14 protein-coding genes are annotated in these 15,786 nt (G+C 63.0%); 6 read left to right on the forward strand and 8 right to left on the reverse strand.

Annotated features, from left to right (window positions below; genetic code table 11):
- Positions 1–109 precede the first annotated feature (109 nt).
- Positions 110–286, reverse strand: a complete 177-nt coding sequence (locus tag KA354_13145) for a hypothetical protein (GenBank protein MBP7935586.1) — start codon at positions 284–286, stop codon at positions 110–112.
- A gap of 2 nt (positions 287–288) precedes the next feature.
- The gene (locus KA354_13150) at positions 289–1,281 is read right to left on the reverse strand and encodes a DUF2092 domain-containing protein (protein MBP7935587.1); all 993 of its coding nucleotides are present in this window, start codon (positions 1,279–1,281) and stop codon (positions 289–291) included.
- 436 nt (positions 1,282–1,717) lie between these two features.
- On the opposite strand from KA354_13150, the gene KA354_13155 reads away from it, so the two are divergent.
- The gene (locus KA354_13155; GenBank protein MBP7935588.1) at positions 1,718–1,933 is read left to right on the forward strand and encodes a hypothetical protein; all 216 of its coding nucleotides are present in this window, start codon (positions 1,718–1,720) and stop codon (positions 1,931–1,933) included.
- A 208-nt stretch (positions 1,934–2,141) separates the two neighbouring features.
- Here KA354_13155 and KA354_13160 read toward each other — a convergent pair whose 3' ends face one another.
- From KA354_13160 to KA354_13170, 3 genes are all read right to left on the reverse strand, one after another.
- Positions 2,142–2,927 (reverse strand): DUF2092 domain-containing protein, encoded by a 786-nt coding sequence (locus KA354_13160; protein MBP7935589.1) that lies wholly within the window; start codon positions 2,925–2,927, stop codon positions 2,142–2,144.
- Positions 2,928–3,086: 159 nt separating this feature from the next.
- Positions 3,087–3,257: a hypothetical protein gene (locus tag KA354_13165; protein ID MBP7935590.1), complete on the reverse strand. Its 171-nt coding sequence runs from the start codon at positions 3,255–3,257 to the stop codon at positions 3,087–3,089.
- A 563-nt stretch (positions 3,258–3,820) separates the two neighbouring features.
- Positions 3,821–4,000 carry a hypothetical protein gene (locus KA354_13170; GenBank protein MBP7935591.1) on the reverse strand — a complete coding sequence of 60 codons (180 nt, stop codon included), beginning with the start codon at positions 3,998–4,000 and terminating at the stop codon, positions 3,821–3,823.
- Positions 4,001–4,371: 371 nt separating this feature from the next.
- Between KA354_13170 and KA354_13175 the strand changes: the two genes are divergently transcribed.
- Together KA354_13175 and KA354_13180 are read left to right on the forward strand one after the other, a co-directional pair.
- The gene (locus KA354_13175) at positions 4,372–5,193 is read left to right on the forward strand and encodes a hypothetical protein (protein ID MBP7935592.1); all 822 of its coding nucleotides are present in this window, start codon (positions 4,372–4,374) and stop codon (positions 5,191–5,193) included.
- Positions 5,194–5,238: 45 nt separating this feature from the next.
- The gene (locus KA354_13180; GenBank protein MBP7935593.1) at positions 5,239–6,111 is read left to right on the forward strand and encodes a serine hydrolase; all 873 of its coding nucleotides are present in this window, start codon (positions 5,239–5,241) and stop codon (positions 6,109–6,111) included.
- A 339-nt stretch (positions 6,112–6,450) separates the two neighbouring features.
- Here KA354_13180 and KA354_13185 read toward each other — a convergent pair whose 3' ends face one another.
- A complete protein-coding gene (locus KA354_13185) occupies positions 6,451–8,004 on the reverse strand; it encodes a right-handed parallel beta-helix repeat-containing protein (protein ID MBP7935594.1) in 1,554 nt (517 codons plus the stop codon).
- A gap of 582 nt (positions 8,005–8,586) precedes the next feature.
- Between KA354_13185 and KA354_13190 the strand changes: the two genes are divergently transcribed.
- Positions 8,587–9,366, forward strand: a complete 780-nt coding sequence (locus KA354_13190) for a glycoside hydrolase family 16 protein (GenBank protein ID MBP7935595.1) — start codon at positions 8,587–8,589, stop codon at positions 9,364–9,366.
- Between the two features lie 78 nt (positions 9,367–9,444).
- On the opposite strand, the gene KA354_13195 is transcribed toward KA354_13190, so the two are convergent.
- Positions 9,445–10,692 carry a Gfo/Idh/MocA family oxidoreductase gene (locus KA354_13195; protein MBP7935596.1) on the reverse strand — a complete coding sequence of 416 codons (1,248 nt, stop codon included), beginning with the start codon at positions 10,690–10,692 and terminating at the stop codon, positions 9,445–9,447.
- Between the two features lie 462 nt (positions 10,693–11,154).
- On the opposite strand from KA354_13195, the gene KA354_13200 reads away from it, so the two are divergent.
- The gene (locus KA354_13200; protein MBP7935597.1) at positions 11,155–12,552 is read left to right on the forward strand and encodes a Gfo/Idh/MocA family oxidoreductase; all 1,398 of its coding nucleotides are present in this window, start codon (positions 11,155–11,157) and stop codon (positions 12,550–12,552) included.
- Positions 12,553–12,777: 225 nt separating this feature from the next.
- Positions 12,778–13,086 carry a hypothetical protein gene (locus KA354_13205; protein MBP7935598.1) on the forward strand — a complete coding sequence of 103 codons (309 nt, stop codon included), beginning with the start codon at positions 12,778–12,780 and terminating at the stop codon, positions 13,084–13,086.
- Between the two features lie 431 nt (positions 13,087–13,517).
- Here KA354_13205 and KA354_13210 read toward each other — a convergent pair whose 3' ends face one another.
- On the reverse strand, positions 13,518–15,218 hold the full coding sequence (locus KA354_13210; GenBank protein ID MBP7935599.1) for a hypothetical protein: 1,701 nt from the start codon (positions 15,216–15,218) through the stop codon (positions 13,518–13,520).
- Positions 15,219–15,786: the final 568 nt, after the last annotated feature.

The following is a 15,786-nucleotide window of genomic DNA, read 5'->3' on the forward strand; positions in this document are numbered from 1 at the left end:
TATAGCCCTGCGGTTCGCGAACCTCACCGCCGGTGAACTCCGGGAGCAACGGCCGCCGGGCACGATTCGCCCGGCCGGGCCGTGCAATTCGGCACCTTCGTGCTGGCTTTTATGCAACTGGGGGGTATAGATAGAAACTCAGGAGCGCCCGGATGATCATGGCGTTAACCGGCATCCAGACTGGCCCCCGCCAGTTGGAGTTGCCGCCGAACATGCCGGTACTCGACTCGGCCGGCAGGTAATCGGCGCGGTACTCCTGGCCCCCGCCGTGGAACTTGATCTGCAAAGCTACTCTCCTCTGTTCAGGGGCGACATCTCGAAGCGTTTGACGTTGCCAGGCAGCTTGAACGCGAATGTCCCCTCATTGAACGAGGGTGAGCCGCTCCAACCAGCGATATCCGCCGTGTATCGCGATCGGGTCTCATTTTGCCCGTAGTCGATGGTGATCTTACGAAGAACCGGTTTGCCTTCAGCCTCGATCCAGAACTCCCAGCTCGAGTCGCCGGCCACGAACACCAGGTGATGGCACTTGCGGCCGTTCACGGTAGCCGTTCCGAGGTAATCACCCGCTGTGATGCGGGTCAATACCCTGTCGTACAGGTCTTTGTACATCAGATCCTCGAGAGGAAAGACGACTTCGTACTTCACGGCGAGGGTGTCGAGTGCGGCGTCGATCGTATTGGGAACCTCGACGACGGTGTAGAGGCTCTTCGAGCGATCGAGCATTGAGACCGTCTTGCCGTCGTAGACCATTCGTCTGGCGCCGTTGTCGCCGGTGACTTCGACCGCTACTTTATCCGGCCGGCTCACGCAGATGGCCCGCCGCTCTGAGACCTGGACCTTGTCGCCGGACACGCGGATCTCATCGCGGGTCGTATTGGCGACCATGCTGAACTTGTCGAGGCCGGCGAGGTAATCGCACGCACCCTTGAGGATCTCGAAAGGATTGGGGCCCTTGGCCGCGGCCGATTCTCCCGGTGGCGCCGGGGATTCGGCAACGACGTAGCCCTTTTTGCCGTCCTGCTCACCATCCTGGTAGTACACACCTTCCGACTCGTAGTAGGTTGTGTTGTTAATGACAACCGTCTCGTATTGTGGAGGGAGGGCGGGGTAGTAGTACCCGACCGGCGGATACGCCCAGCTGTAGCACACGGCTCCGGCGACCCATCCGGCGGTGAACCAGGCCCAGCCCGAGTGCCAGTAGTCGTTTCCGTGCCACGGGTAGTGAATGGCACCGGCAGGCAGGGTGGTGACATAGCGGCCGCCGTACGGGCCTCGCACGCCCGCGACGCCGTAGCCCGCGGGTCCCCACGCTGCGCCGGCGGCTGCTCCTCCGGGTCCTCTGACGCCGACCGCGCCGCCGCCATAGGGTCCGCGGACAGCACCCGCTGCCGCACCCCCCGGTCCTCGGATGCCAGCGGCCGCACCACCGTTGGGACCTCTAACGGCACCGGCCGCGCCGCCCTCAGGCCCTTTGACGCCCGCGGCTGCGCCACCGCCGGGGCCTTTGATGGCACCGGCACTCCCGCCGTCGGGTCCCTTAACGCTGACAGCACCGCCACCCCCGGGCCCCTTGATGCCGCTGATCGTGGTACCGCCCGGCGTCGTGATGGAGCCGTGGTGAACGAGCGATCCGGTGTTTGCCGGCAGTTGAGCGGGACTGACCGGCCGCGAGATCGAGGCTGCACCGGATGAACCCGGAGTCGGCCGCCGGATCGTGGTTGTAGCCCCCCTTGCGATCGCCGGTCCGGGCGCGACGCTGCCGCCGGCGGTGCTGGGCCTGGGGGCAACGCTTCCTCCAGCGGTACTGGGCCGAGGTGCGACGCTGCCGCTCGCGGTGCTGGGCCGCGGCGCCACGCTCCCGCCGGCGGTGCTGGGTCGATATGACGGGTTCGACGGCCGCGAGTACGAGGGCGTCGATGGTCGGGAATAGGATGGCGTGGAGGGCCGCGGTGATGAGTAGCGGATACTCCCGCTGCCGGAGTAGGATGGACGGCTGACTCCGCCTCCGCCCCCTCGGAATCCTCCTCCGCCGCGTCGCCCGCCGCCACCACCACCACGTCCGATCGCGTATGCGGTGTCACCCATGAGTGCGACAGCGAACATGCAGAACAACGCGAGCCACCGGTATTGACGACTGGTCATGGCTGTGCTCCTTCTTCATCGGTCACCAGCTCAGACATCGGAACGCTCTTTGCCCCCGCCGACGGGGCAAAGGTAAATGTCTGTTCCGAAACGGCCGGTGCGAGGTCCCAATCATCCATCGTGGCGATGTACTGTGGCTGGTCCGGCTCCTGGGTATACGTGATCAACAGCTTTCGCGGAACCGCCACTTTGCCCGCGTCGATCCAGATCTGCCAGTCGATATTCTCCTGGCGGAACAGGAGATGATGACACTCTGTCTCGCCGACCGCATGAAGACCCAGATAGGCGCCGGAGTCGACGTTGGCCAACAGCGAATCGTAGGTCTTGCCGGCCAGCAGGTCGGCCAGCGGTATCACCAGATCGTAATGGTCGACCATGTAGTCGAGCATCTCGCCGATGCGGCCCGGCACCTTCTCAGTCGCATAGGCGTTGGCGTCCTTGTCGAGTATCACCAGCGTGCGGCCGCGATACCAGACAGACCACTTGCCATCGTCGGATTCGGTTTCTGCCCTCAGCCGGTCGGGCCGGGCCACGGTGACCATGCTGGAGCGGTGGAACTGGGCGAGTTGCCCGGTGCCCACGGGTCTGTCGATCGTCGCCTGTACACGGACCCGAAACGTCTTCGCGGCGTCCATGGTCGCGCACATCCGCTTGAAGATCGGATCGGCCTGGGGATCGATCTCGCGTATTCGGGCTTCCTGAGATGCGCAGCCTACCGACATGGCTGCAGCGGCGATGCCAAGCATCGCTCCGTAGGAGAGGTATCTTCGTAACAGGGTCATTTGTCTGTCCTCCAAATACCGGGAATCGGTGATCATCGACCGGTTCCGCATGAAAGCCTGTGTTGCTCGCTGCCTCGCGTTGCGGATGCCCGCCACGCTGAAACCAGGTTCAGGACACCAACTGCTGCTTTTCGGCCGGCGCTCTTTCTGCTCAGGGTCTCATGGAACGCGATCGGCGTCAATCATCGCGCCCCAATTCGTGCGTTTGCGTATCTGGTCCTTGATCTCAGCCGGCACCGGGTCGTTTCCCTGTCGCAGTTCCCAGCCGCCGCCCAGCGCGCGACACAGCGTGATCATGCGGTGTGCGGCGGAGCCACGAGTTGAGATCAACCGAGACTGCTCGGTGATCAGGTTCTGTTGGGCCACCCGTACGCGGATGTAATCGGCGATGCCTCCTTTGTATTGCTGTGTCGCGACGTTGACGGCGCGTGACGCCGCTTCTGGCGTGGAACCGGATGGTCTGGCCCGATCGTCTAAGCAGCAGGACCAGATCGAGACAACTGAGATGGACCTTGCGTGTCATGTGGGCCTCCAAGTGTACGGCCCATCTTACTCGTTTTCGCTGGTCGAGTGAATTGCCGTTGCGTCCTCTAGTCGGGCTGGCACCGGCGACCCGCATTCTGGGCAAGTGCGACTCGTGTTCCCGGTCAAGTTATAGCCACACTGCGAGGAGTGACCGGATGGGAAGCGGCGGCGGTCACGCCACCACAGGAAGGCGGTCGGGACGGTGATGGGTAGGAACGGTATCCATAGCGGTAGAGACGTGGAGGAGGGGACGACGGCAAAGCAGATGGGCTCCCAGTCGGGGGGTGCATCCCGTCTGGTCATCTCCAATCTGGCGGGCGGTGCTCCTATGGATGATTGCCAGCCCTCGTAGGCCATCCGACCTCCACTCAGCCCGCAACTCCACGCTTGGGGAAGGACAGCTGCGTTCCGATCTTGGCAACCGAGAGCGCGGCGGCCGCATTCGCACGCAGGACGGCATCGCGCATCGGTACGCCTTCGCCGAGGGAGACCGCGAGGCTGCCGATGAACGTATCGCCCGCGCAGGTGCCCGGCCGCCGTGGAGCCATCAACGCCGATGTGGCGAGCAAACGGTTCAGCCGTTCAGGTGCAACCACGTGGGAACACAGGCGGAGACCTCAACTATGGTGCGCGACCCTTGTGGAAACGACGCGGCAGAGTATCTTCTGGTAAGCCTGGCACTGAAGATGTCACTTCGGTTGCAGGCAACGGCGGGCCGCGGGAGCAAGGGCGAGTGGCGCTTGTCCGCTTCTCCCCTCGTGTCGAGGCCGGACACGCCGTATAATACATAGACCTACCCGGCGACGTAGCCGGGCAAGGCCAAATCGGAAGCGTTCGCCAGCGAAGGCCCTCACATGCACCGTATCGAATGACGGCAGGCCACGATGCCGCCTCCGCTGCCATGCGAGGAGGGTATACGATGCCAGAGATGCGATCACGATGGGCAGCGATTATTGTCGCCTGCATGGGCACCACGACCGGACTGCTGCCGCGGGCGCAAGCCCAGATCCAATGGAACTTCACATCCGACTCGGACGGATGGGTGGTGGCCGACCTGCAATGTGGGGTGGCCTACCGGGATGCGCTGGCCGCCTATCCCGCCACGTGGCACGCCACCGGCGGCGACTCAGTCGGGTACATTAGTGGCACCGATCAAACCAGTAATTGCTTCTTTTTTCAGGCACCCGCGGAACAACTCGGTAACCTCAGCTCGTATGAGGGCGGGCGGATCCAGTTCAGCCTGAAATCCAGCCACAACACCTGGCTTCAGGATAACGTGGTGGTCCTGGTCGGCGCAAACTCGACGGTACTTGTCGCCGAGATCACACCGTTGCCGGCCACTTCCTGGACACGTTACGAGGTGCTACTCCTGGCCGATTCATTCCGGTACAACACGAAGGCCGGCGCGGTCTGCTCTGAAACGGGTTTTCAGGCCGTGCTGGCGAACGTAATTGCGATGCGCATCCCCGCCGAGTTCGGATCTTCGGTTCAGGAGACCACGTCGCTGGATCGGGTACGGTTGGTCACGCCCTGGGGTTGCACCGAGTGCCCCACGGATTACGACGAGGACTGCGATGTGGACGGCAACGACTTCGAGGTCTTCCTAGCCTGCGTGAGCGGTCCGGGCGTCCTCCAGGCCGATGCCTCGTGCCGTCAGAAGGCGGATCTCGACAATGACGGCGACGTGGACCAGAACGATTTCGGCGTCTTTCAGCGATGCTTCACGGGCCCGCAGCCCTAGCTCCAATTCGATGAGAAACGTGTCTCACGAAAGGAAGTCTCGCCAGTGCGGCATCTGCTGACCATCGCCACACTCACCATGACCTGCCTTTGCTCCTGTGCGACCGGACCGGCGAGCCAGCCAATCGAGCGGTATGTGCTCAACTACGACTCGCCGACGGATCCACCGCTACAGGCTCAGGTCGAGCACATCGATGCCAATCTGCGCCGGCGACATGGCATGACCACTGAGCAGACCGCCGTCGGCGTGCTCGACCTCAAGGCTCCTCGGCTGGCGATGATTCACCCGGATCGGATCGAATACGCCGCCAGCATACCGAAGATCGGGATCCTGCTCGCGTACTTCCAGTTGCACGCCGAGGCAGCGACCAGCCTCGACCCAGTGACACGGCATGAACTGGGCCTCATGGTCAAGGCCAGCAGCAACGAGATGGCCGCCAAGTACTCGCGGCAGCTCGGTCTCAAGGCGATCCAGGGCGTGCTTAACGACCAAGGGTTCTACGACAAGGCTCGCGGCGGCGGCATCTGGGTGGGCAAGCACTACGGCAAGGGTGAAGAGCGGTATCCCGACCTCGTCGGCGATCATTCCCACGCTGCCACCGTTCGCCAACTGCTCCGGTACTTTCTGCTCCTCGAAAAGGGGAAGCTTATCTCGCCCGAGGCATCACGAACCATGCGCGAGATATTCGCTTCCCCTGATATTCCGCACGATGATATCAAGTTCGTCAGGGGCCTCGCCGATCGCCACGTGCAGATCATCCGCAAATGGGGCTCGTGGGAGGACTGGAACCACGACGCCGCGGTGGTCACCGGCCCGGACCGCCACTACATCCTGGTCGCTCTCACTCGGCACCCTCGAGGCAACGATTACCTGGTCGAATTGGCGAAAGCCATCGACGACCTGATGCAACGGCGGTAATCGACTCTATCCAAGGAAGCATGCAATCTCTGGGTTTGATGTTGAACAACAGAACACGGCTCAGCGGCGCGGCTGGGCAAGATCATCAAGACAAGGTCACGCGGACCTTGTTTCTTGCGGGAATTCGCTTCCGCGGATCGCTGTGGGGCAACAACCTGCGTAGAATACTGCCGTTCGTCGTAACGATGATCGTGGCATCGGCAACCGCGGCCCAGACCCCTGCCACTCAGGCGGACGCCGCCGTGCCATTGAGCCAGTGGTCGGGCGAAGGAGTTTTCACCCGCCGATAGATCACCAGCGCAGAGCGCGACATCCTGCCGCCGATCCAGGCCGTGGTCCTTAAGGCAAGGCACCTGCGGCTTTGCCCTGACCGGCCAGGCCGCGAGCCGGGCTGTCCGGGGTCAGGTGGTAGTCACGTTTTGCCGCATCGACGAACTTCGGATCGGCCAGGACAGAGTGACCATCGAGGCCATGTGAGCGCATGAAAGCGGAGAAGCCTTCGGCACCCACATTCTGCTTGTCCCACAACACCCACGGGCCGCGAGCCTGAATCCAGCAGTTGAAGTCCATCGCGAGTTCGGCGGTCCAGTCCCGCCCGTGCAAGCGCATGAGGCTGTCGGTCGCGTTGCAGAAGATGTTGTGGCGGATCATCACCTTGGTCGTGGCTGCGGTGTTATCGTAGAACATGAGATGCCGCCCGTTGGGGTCCGGCCGCTGGCCGTGGCCCCAGCCGAATCCGGCATCCACACAGGTGTTGTGTTCGAACACGATGTTGTTCGTTCGGCTGGCGGCCTCGCGGTTCCAATACTCGAAGGAGTACTCGCTGTTCCAGATCACGTTGCGGCGATAGGTGATGTTCTCCTGCACGTTCTTGCCGCTGCCCTGGTTGGTCAACGCGGCATCGTAGATTTCCCAGATGCGGCAGTCCTCCACGAGGCAGCCGCGCGCGTCGGCCCAGAATTCGATGCCGTTGCCGAAGCGGACGGGCGAACCATCGGGTCGCGTGAGCTGATGGCCGCCGCCGATGTAGGAGATTTCGCAGCCGCGGATGGTGATGTGATGGACGCCTCCGCCGCCGAAGCCGTGGGCGGCGCCATAGCGCAGGTCGAGGTTCTCGTAGCTCACATGGCCTCGCCCGCTCTGATCGACGATGTGCCGTCGCAGAGCCAGTTCGATACTCCGGTAGCGTGTCGCTGGATTGGCATCGGAGCGGAGTTTCACTTGCCAGGAGCGGGCGTCGTACAGGTAGTCCCCGTCGCGGCGGAGATCGTCGAGCTTCCATTTCTTCACGCCGGTGGTCTTGCCGTGATCGAAGATGATGTTGCCCACGTCCACTGAAAGAGGCATCGACTGATTGCACCGTGCCTGCGTGAGTCGCCCCGGCTTCACCAGCAGCGTGGAATCCGCGGGCAGAGCGCCGCCGAGAAACACGGTGATTCGGGCATCGGCGGCCGTGGTTGTCACACGGAACCGGATTGTGTACTCGGCCCAGGTTGTGCCGATGGTCGGCGGGTCCGTCTCCGGCGAGGCGTAGGATGTCCACGGTGAGTCCTGTTTCATCAGGGCGACCGAAGCCGGCGTGAATGGCTTGGTGGCCTGGGCCTGGAAGGAGACGAGGTAGTACTCGCCTTCCTGCACGGCAAGCCCGGAGATGAACAGCTGCAGGTGATTGGATCGCGTCCCGGGCTTTCGGCAGGTCAGCCGGAGCGTTGTCTTACCATCCGCGTCCTGCTTGTCGCGGGCGAGATCACACGATGCGCCGCCCTCGTGATGCAGCGACCAGCGTTGCTGCGGTAAATCGGTTTGATTGCCGACCGGCTCGAATCGCAGAGGTTTCGTGTCCCAGAGATGCTCGCCGGCCGGCTGCCAGTCCTCAGGGTGATCGGCGGCCACGGAGCCCAGCAGAATGGGCTTGTCACCCGTCCGAAGGCGCCGTAGGTGACGTCTCCATTGGCATTGCCGTCATGCGGGATCAATTGTCCTCGCCACGTCTGGCCGCGACGGAACAGGACCCGGTCGCCAGGGGCCAGAGACGCGTGGTTAACCTTGGCCAGCGAGCGCCACGCCGTTTCCGCCTTCAGACCGTCGCTCGAATCGTCGCCGCTCGCCGCGTCCACATAGTAGGTATGAGCCGGAGCACCAACCGCGGCCGTGTCCAAGGCCTGCAGTAAACCCAGGATAGTGACGAGCATGATCTTCATCGCCGTCTCACCTGAAATAGACATTGGCTCGACAGCTCGGCATGAGCGCATGCACCGCGTTCGAGTCCAGCTCCAACCTACCGTGTGGACCTTGCAGGGGCAAATGTCGGCTGATCGTCCGGCGCTCAACCCGGCTCGGCGCAAACGCCGCCTTGACAAACATCGGTGCCGACATAGCATCGCAAGCGTCAACCATACGATATAGCGTCCGATGCCGGGGTTTCCGACTCGTGGTTGCTGGTAAGGCACATCCCTCTTTTGAAAGGACCGGAAAATGAAACGGTTGCTCGCAATCCCATCTTTGCTCCTGCTCCAGTTGACCGCGTGTTCCCAGCTCACCAACGTGAAAGACACCCTGCCGGCCGCCCCCGAAGGTAAGACCTGGAGGCTGGTCTGGCACGACGAGTTCGATGGGACGGAGCTCGATGCAACCAAGTGGGGCATTCCTGAATACAAGCGACGTGACGGCTACTGGTCGCGGAAAGCCATCTCCCTCGACGGCAAGGGGCACTTGGTCATGAGCGTCCTGAAGGAAGACGACAAGTACCTGGATGGCTGCGTGCGGACCAGAGACAAGTTCGAGCATTGTTTCGGTTATTACGTGGCTCGTATCCAGTTGCACAGGCAAGCGGGCCACTGGCCGGCGTTCTGGATCATGGGCGATGGCGTGGGCAAGGTCGGCGACGAGGGCCGTGACGGCACGGAAATCGACATCATGGAGAAGCCGCGGATGGACGAGAGAGTCAACTGCGCCCTTCATTGGGACGGATACGGCAAGGAACACAAGTCCGCAAGCACGGTGGTCAACATCCCCGCGGTGATGGACGGCTGGCATACCTTTGCCCTGTGGTGGAAGTCCGACGAATACGTGTTCTACGTCGACGGCAAGGAAACGTGGCGAACCAGCGCCGGTGGCGTATCCCAGGTGCCTGAGTTCATCAAACTCAGCGATGAAATCGGAAAGTGGGCCGGAGACATCAAGGAGGCCACGCTGCCCGATGCGTTCCTGGTTGACTACGTTCGCGTGTACGATCTGGCGGAGAAACCACACTAGGGCCGCCCCGCCGCGACCATCCCGCCCCGCCCGGCATACACGCCCGACGCGCGGGATGAACGCCGAACAGACGGATGCCTACAGCGAATACTGCGGGATCTTCAAGGTCTCGCCGTCCTTCGTGGCCGACAGATGGGCATAGTAGCCGGGGACGGTCATGTTCAATGCGTCGATCACATCGACCGCCGGTTTCCGGCCCCGGAGGATGGCGTCAATGAAGTCGTCACACAAATACCCGTGCGAACCGCCGTGCCCGCCCGGCTCGATACCGGGCGGCAAGGCGGGTTTCTTCGTCTGCACGCCTTGTTCGATCGCTTTCTTGAATCGCCGTTGGCCTTCGGCGTCACCCACGAAGCCGTCCGACCGCCCGTTGTGCCAGTCGTAGCCGCCATATTCCCCCCGAAGCCTTCCGGCTTCCAGATACTCGCCCTGGGAGCCGCAGACAATGATACGGCACAGTCCTCCCTCGCGCGTCCGGAACAGTCCGACTTCCGAATTGAAAATATTGCCGACGCCGTTGGGCGTGCGTTTGCTCTTATCGAACGGGGCTGTTCCCTGGCAACTCACTTCCAGCAAGCTGCCGTGAGTCACGCCGACATAGTAGGCGGTCGCGTGGGTCGGATACCACATCGGCGCGCCGTTCTTGCGCCAGTCCTTGTAGGATCCGATCGCGGGGGCTCCCAGGGAATGTGGATGGCAGTATTCCCCTTCCGAGTAAACGATATGCCCGAAGACGTCGGCCGCGTACAACTTCTGCATGGCGTACAAGTCGTTGTGGAAGACGGAGGTCTCGAACATGGCATAGACCAGGCCCCGGTTCTTGTTGACACATTCCAGCAATCGCTCGGCGTCGTCGATATCGCCCCGGAAGACGGGAACGGCCGTACAGACATGCTTGCCGTGGTTGAGAACCTCGATGCAATGCTTGGCGTGCGATGGGGCGTCCGTAGCCACGAAGACGGCCTCAATCGTGTCGTCCTTGACCAGTTCCTCGAGCGACGGGTAGGTCTTCTCGCACCGGCAGACCTTGGCCAAGTTGGCACAGCGGTCGGGGAAGAGGTCACTGACGGCCGTCACCTTGACGTTGGGGTGATCCTGGAAACTGAAGGCGGCCCCGAACTGGCACACGCCGTATCCTACGATGCCTACACGAATCTTGCGGTCGGAGAAGGGTTTCCAGCTTTTGGACGAGTCCGCGTCGGCAGGCGTTTTCTCAAAGCCCGGGATCGGCTCCTTCTCGGAGCGGGCCGATTGCTGAAGCCCCAGAGCGGCCGCGCCCGCACCCATCGCCTGCAGGAACGAACGTCGTGTCGAAAAGTCACGCATCGCAAGTCCTCCGTATGTGCTCGACGAACAATGATCACTATAAGGGCTTGCCCTGGTGATCAACAAGGGCGATTCGAAGCCCAGGCCATGTTCGGCCGCTGCCAATGTTTTCACCGCAAGCGGCCGTCCACATCCGCGATGCAGGGTAGCATCGTCTTCCCCCCATGCTTCGGTCCCAAGGTTATCTGCGGATCCCCGCCAATCCTCGGGCGCCTCCGTCGCAACGGCCGAGGTCTAATGAAGATAACAACAAGCAGCCACCAGGGTGCGGCCGCGAGGCCGATCCGGACGAGAGCGATCCTGATCGGCGCACAGTCCTTGCTTCGCCCTTTCTTCCTCGAACAAGGCGCTTGACACCGGCGTGTCCGGGAACGACACTCATGCTCATCCGGCTACCATCGTAGGGTCCCGGTGGCCGTGACGGAGCTTACGGACCCCCATCCCATGAATCGGAAACCGGCCATGAAGAAGATCAATTGCTCGATGTCGTCCCGTCGCGAGTTTCTGAGAAACACCGGTTGTCTGGCAACCGCCTCCGCCCTCTCCGGCGTCATCGTACCCTCGGTCTACGCCGCGGGCAGCGATGCGATCCAGGTCGCTCTCATCGGCTGCGGCGGCCGTGGCACCGGGGCCGTTGAACAAGCCCTGTCCACCAAAGGAGGCCCCATCAAACTCGTTGCCATGGCGGACGTCTTTCCCGACCGCCTCAAGGGCAGCTACAACCACCTCCACGGAAACGAGCGGTTCAAGGCGAGCGTGGACGTCCCGCCCGACCGCCAGTTCCTCGGTTTCGACGCCTACAAGAAGGCCATGGATTGCCTTAAGCCGGGCGACATCGCCGTCTTCGGAACGCCGCCGGCGTTCCGCTGGGTCCACTTCACCTACGCGATCGAGAAGGGCCTGCATGTCTTCATGGAAAAGCCGGTGACCGTCGACGGCCCGACCTCGAAGCGCATGTTCGCACTCGGCGAGGCCGCGTCGAAGAAGAACCTCAAGGTGGGCGTGGGTCTGATGTCCCGCCACAGTCGGGCACTGGCGGACCTGGCCAAGCGCGTCCAGGACGGCGAGATCGGCGACATCATCCTGCAGCGCGGTTACCGCATGCACGGGCCGATTGGCTACTTCGCCTCACCGCCCAAACCCGCCGGCGTCAGCGATCTGATGTACCAGGTCCAGCGTTTCCACAGCTTCCTCTGGGCTGGTGGCGGGAACTACAGCGACTTCTACATCCACATCATCGACCACCTCGGCTGGATGAAGGGCGCCTGGCCGGTCAAGGCTCAGGCTCTCGGCGGCCGCCACTACCGCGAGATCTCCAAAGGCGTCCTCTCCGTGGATCAGAACCTGGACACCTACGCGGTCGAATACACCTACGCCGACGGAACCAAGTTCAACTTCGACGGCCGGTGCATCAACGGGTGCGACGATACCTACGCGAGCTTCCTGCACGGCACCAAGGGCTCGGCGATCGCCTCTGCTGGAGGCGACTGCGGCGGACCTTCCAGGCTTTTCAAGGGCCAGGCCATGAAGGACTCGGACAAGTTCTGGGAGTCCAAGGTCAAGGACGGCGAGGGCGATCCCTATCAGAACGAGTGGGACGACCTGATGGACGCCATCCGCAATGACAAGCCGTACAACGAAACCAAGCGCGGCGTTGAAGCCAGCCTCGTGACCTCGATGGGCCGCATGGCTGCTCATACCGGCCAGGTGATCACGTTGGAGCAGATCCTGAACTCCGATCACGAGTTTGCCCCGGGGCTCGATAAGCTGACCGCGGATTCGCCCGCGCCACTCAAGGCCGGTCCCGACGGAAGGTATCCCGTCCCCCAGCCGGGTATCACCAAGACCCGCGAGTACTGAGAAGGACCGAGCGCGGACAAGACAACGCGGGCTCTCCGCACGAGGTGTGGAGAGCCCGCCTTCTTTGGAGGACTGACCGTGGCGCGAGCGGGGACATCACCCATGCCTTCAGAAGCCGCGACGCCGGGATAGACGCCGCCCATCGATGAAGGATCATCGCGATGAAAGACTCACCTCTATTCTGCCACCGCTGCGGCGTCGAGTTGTCGCCGGGGCGCGCGGACGATGGCTTCGTTACTCGGTGATCGTTTCTCCGCCACCTATTATGGATTCCTGGTCTTCTCGCCGTTCGCGGTCGTGCTGGCGCTTATCGTGTTGAGTCGTTGCGGCGTCGGGCCGAGGATGCCACTTACATTCCTGATCACGTTTCTCGCTTTGCCTCTTGCGGTGCGACTCATGCGCCGTGCCCTCGCCCGAAAGACGAGCACCGATCCCGCCCAGTTTCGCTCCCTGGACGGCGCAACCGGTCAGCTCAACCTCGCGTTCGGGCTTCTCTCCACCGCTGCACTCGGCCTCGCGGCCATTCCGCACTGACAGTACGGCCGAAGAAGGGGGGACCAGGGGCTGCGCTCCGTGCAGAGGAAGTCGCCAAGCCGAGAGGAAGTAGTCCCCCAAGGTTGCGGAGGGACGGGGATGAAGGATCAACGAACGTCGAAGCCAGGATTGCGAGGAGGATGAATAGAATGGACAGGATGACGTGGCGAATCCTGTCCATCCTGCTCGTCCTGTCCCGCTCGTCTCGCCGAGTCGCACTTGCGTCAATCCATGCTACCCTTGGTTTCATTCGTCACGCTCGCGGACTCCCGAAGCGCGGGCCCGGAACCGGTCCTTCAAAGCCGGACAAGAGAAGCGTATCGCCGGAATAGCATGAAGCTGTCGCTGCAGGAGTCAGGCGCGTGGATGCTGCAGCAAGCCAAAGCGGCCATGAAGGCCTCCCTGGCGGTGGCCGGCTGGTGTTCGGCTGCTCAGTACAGCCGCACGACCCTGCCTTGGGGATTGATGTTCGTCACCGTGTCGCCCAGCCACTCGACGGAAAACGGCTCGGGGTGCCCGGCGGCCTTTTCCGCAACTCGCTGCTGGGGCTGAGCGAAGGTCAGCTCGACCCGATCGCCCCCGGTGAGGTTCGCCACGAAGGTCTCGTGATGAAGGGGCCGGGCGGGCTGCTCCTGGTCATTGATCCTGAGTCTGAGGGACTCCCGTGATAACCAGTGGGGGGCCCTTATGAAGAGCGGGCCAGGCCGGTGCATCGTGGCCTCCACCCGACCCTCCACCGGGAGGTGGCTCCTGACCGTGACCGCTTCGCTCGGACGGCTTAGCAGCAGGTTGACGTGCAGCCCCGCCTGGTCCTGCGTGACGATCGAGTTCCAGGCGTCGCAGAGGCTCTGCACGGCCCCGCCGACCAGGTCCGTGGCGTACGAGTGGTAGTCGCTCGGCGTCGTGAACACAAACCCGCCCCGCGCACGCCGGCGCACATCGCTGTAGATCGTCTCCGGCGTATCCGGACGCCCGTCGGAATCGGCTATCCAGTCGGTGTTGACGACCTGGCTGGCCAGAAGACCATTGCGGATGAAGCGTTCGGCATCGGCGAAGTACGCACGGTGACCCCCTTGCCCGAGCAGCAGCGCCGTTTGAATCAGATCGCCCGTGTTGTTCGCCTCCCCGCGTCCGGGCCCGTTGATACGCTTCTCCGCCGCCCACCCGAAACTGGTACGCCACGGACGCAGCCCGACGTCGTAGATGCGCCTGCCGGCCTCGACGTACTCCGCGTCGCCGAGTACCCGGCCCAGATCGATCAGCCCGGTCACAGTACCTTCGATGGAATGCAGGTGCGTGCCGGCCATCTCCGTCAGGTCGCCGCTGGGTGTGAACGCGCGGGCCAGATTGTAGTCGGCGAGACGCACCGCGAGGTCGATCGCGATCGGGTCACGTATCGCACGGTAGTAACGTAACAGCGCCCCGATGAGCCGGCCGGAGTTCATCGGTGGGTAGCGATGCGAGCCGTCGAGCTCGTCCCAGCCGGCCTCCAGCCGAAAGCCGGCGGGAAAAGTGCCCGTCGCCCGCGTGGCCACCTCGATGTCCCGTACGAATCGCCTCGCCCGTCCCGCCGACTCGTCGCACTTCTGCCAGGTCGCAAGACCCGCCAGCGCCAGCAGCACCTCCCGGCAGTGATGCATGCACGCGCTGCGGCGGCCGTCGGGGTCGGGCCCGATATCGAACGCAAACCCTGTCGGGTTATCGAGCGATGCGAACAGGAGCCTCCGCAGCCCGCTCAGCACCTCCATGTCGGCCGGGACGCTGACTATCGGAGCGCTCACCGCAAGGGCGTCGATAAACCGCCCCACCATGTGCGGCGATCCCCAGGACGAGTGCTGCGCACACGGCGGGGACTCCGTCAGATCAAACCGCACCACCGGCAAATACCCGCGCCGTCGATCCACCGCACCGTGGTAGATGTGCTCGACGGCCATCCTGATCGCGTCACGCAGATCAATGGGCCGAAGGCGAAGTCCATTGAGCTGCGGGGGCGACGGCCGTGAGGCGGGCGACGGCCGTGAGGCGGGCGACGGCTCGGTCCCCGACGCGGTTCTCCTGAACCTGTTCAAAGCGCAGCCGATCGCGAGAGTCTGGCATCCGCCCAGGAATGTGCGCCGAGTTGAGCGACTCATGAGCATTGGCTCCCTGATGCAGTCAACTTGCCCTCAAGCTGAGACTACCTGCTGGGTCGGTCCAAGTCTCCAGGTCGGCGTCTCGGAGAGATTGACGCGAATGCCCGAAGCTCAAGAGCAATAGAGCAACGATGGCGACGACGACTCGGACCTCGATCAACGTGGAATCTGGCCTATGCAAAAGCCTGCTGGGAAAGAGCTTCCGCGCATTTGCCAAGAGCTGTTCCGACACGTGCGAGCTCCCAAGTGAGAGCCAATGCAGGCGAGGGATCGTTATTCCATAATAACACAAGTACTCCGCGGCCGGAGACTGTCAAGTCGGAAAGTCCGAAAAAAGCGTCGGCTCCGTTCGATAGCCGCTTGACAGGTCGGTCCCTTCGTAATATGCTGATAACACCTCGTACCCAGTCGCTGGTCTGTTGTCACCTCGGAGGCGGCCTGCGTGACCAGCAGAGGATTCAAGCCAACTCCCGGAGCGAGTCGCGTTCGGCGGGAACGGCGGCGCGACTTGCGATCTGGGCATTTCCCCTTGGGTACGCCGCTTTCCTTGGTGCGGAGGGTGGCCGCT

The organism is Phycisphaerae bacterium (assembly GCA_018003015.1).
Classification (GTDB): Bacteria; Planctomycetota; Phycisphaerae; order UBA1845; family PWPN01; genus JAGNEZ01.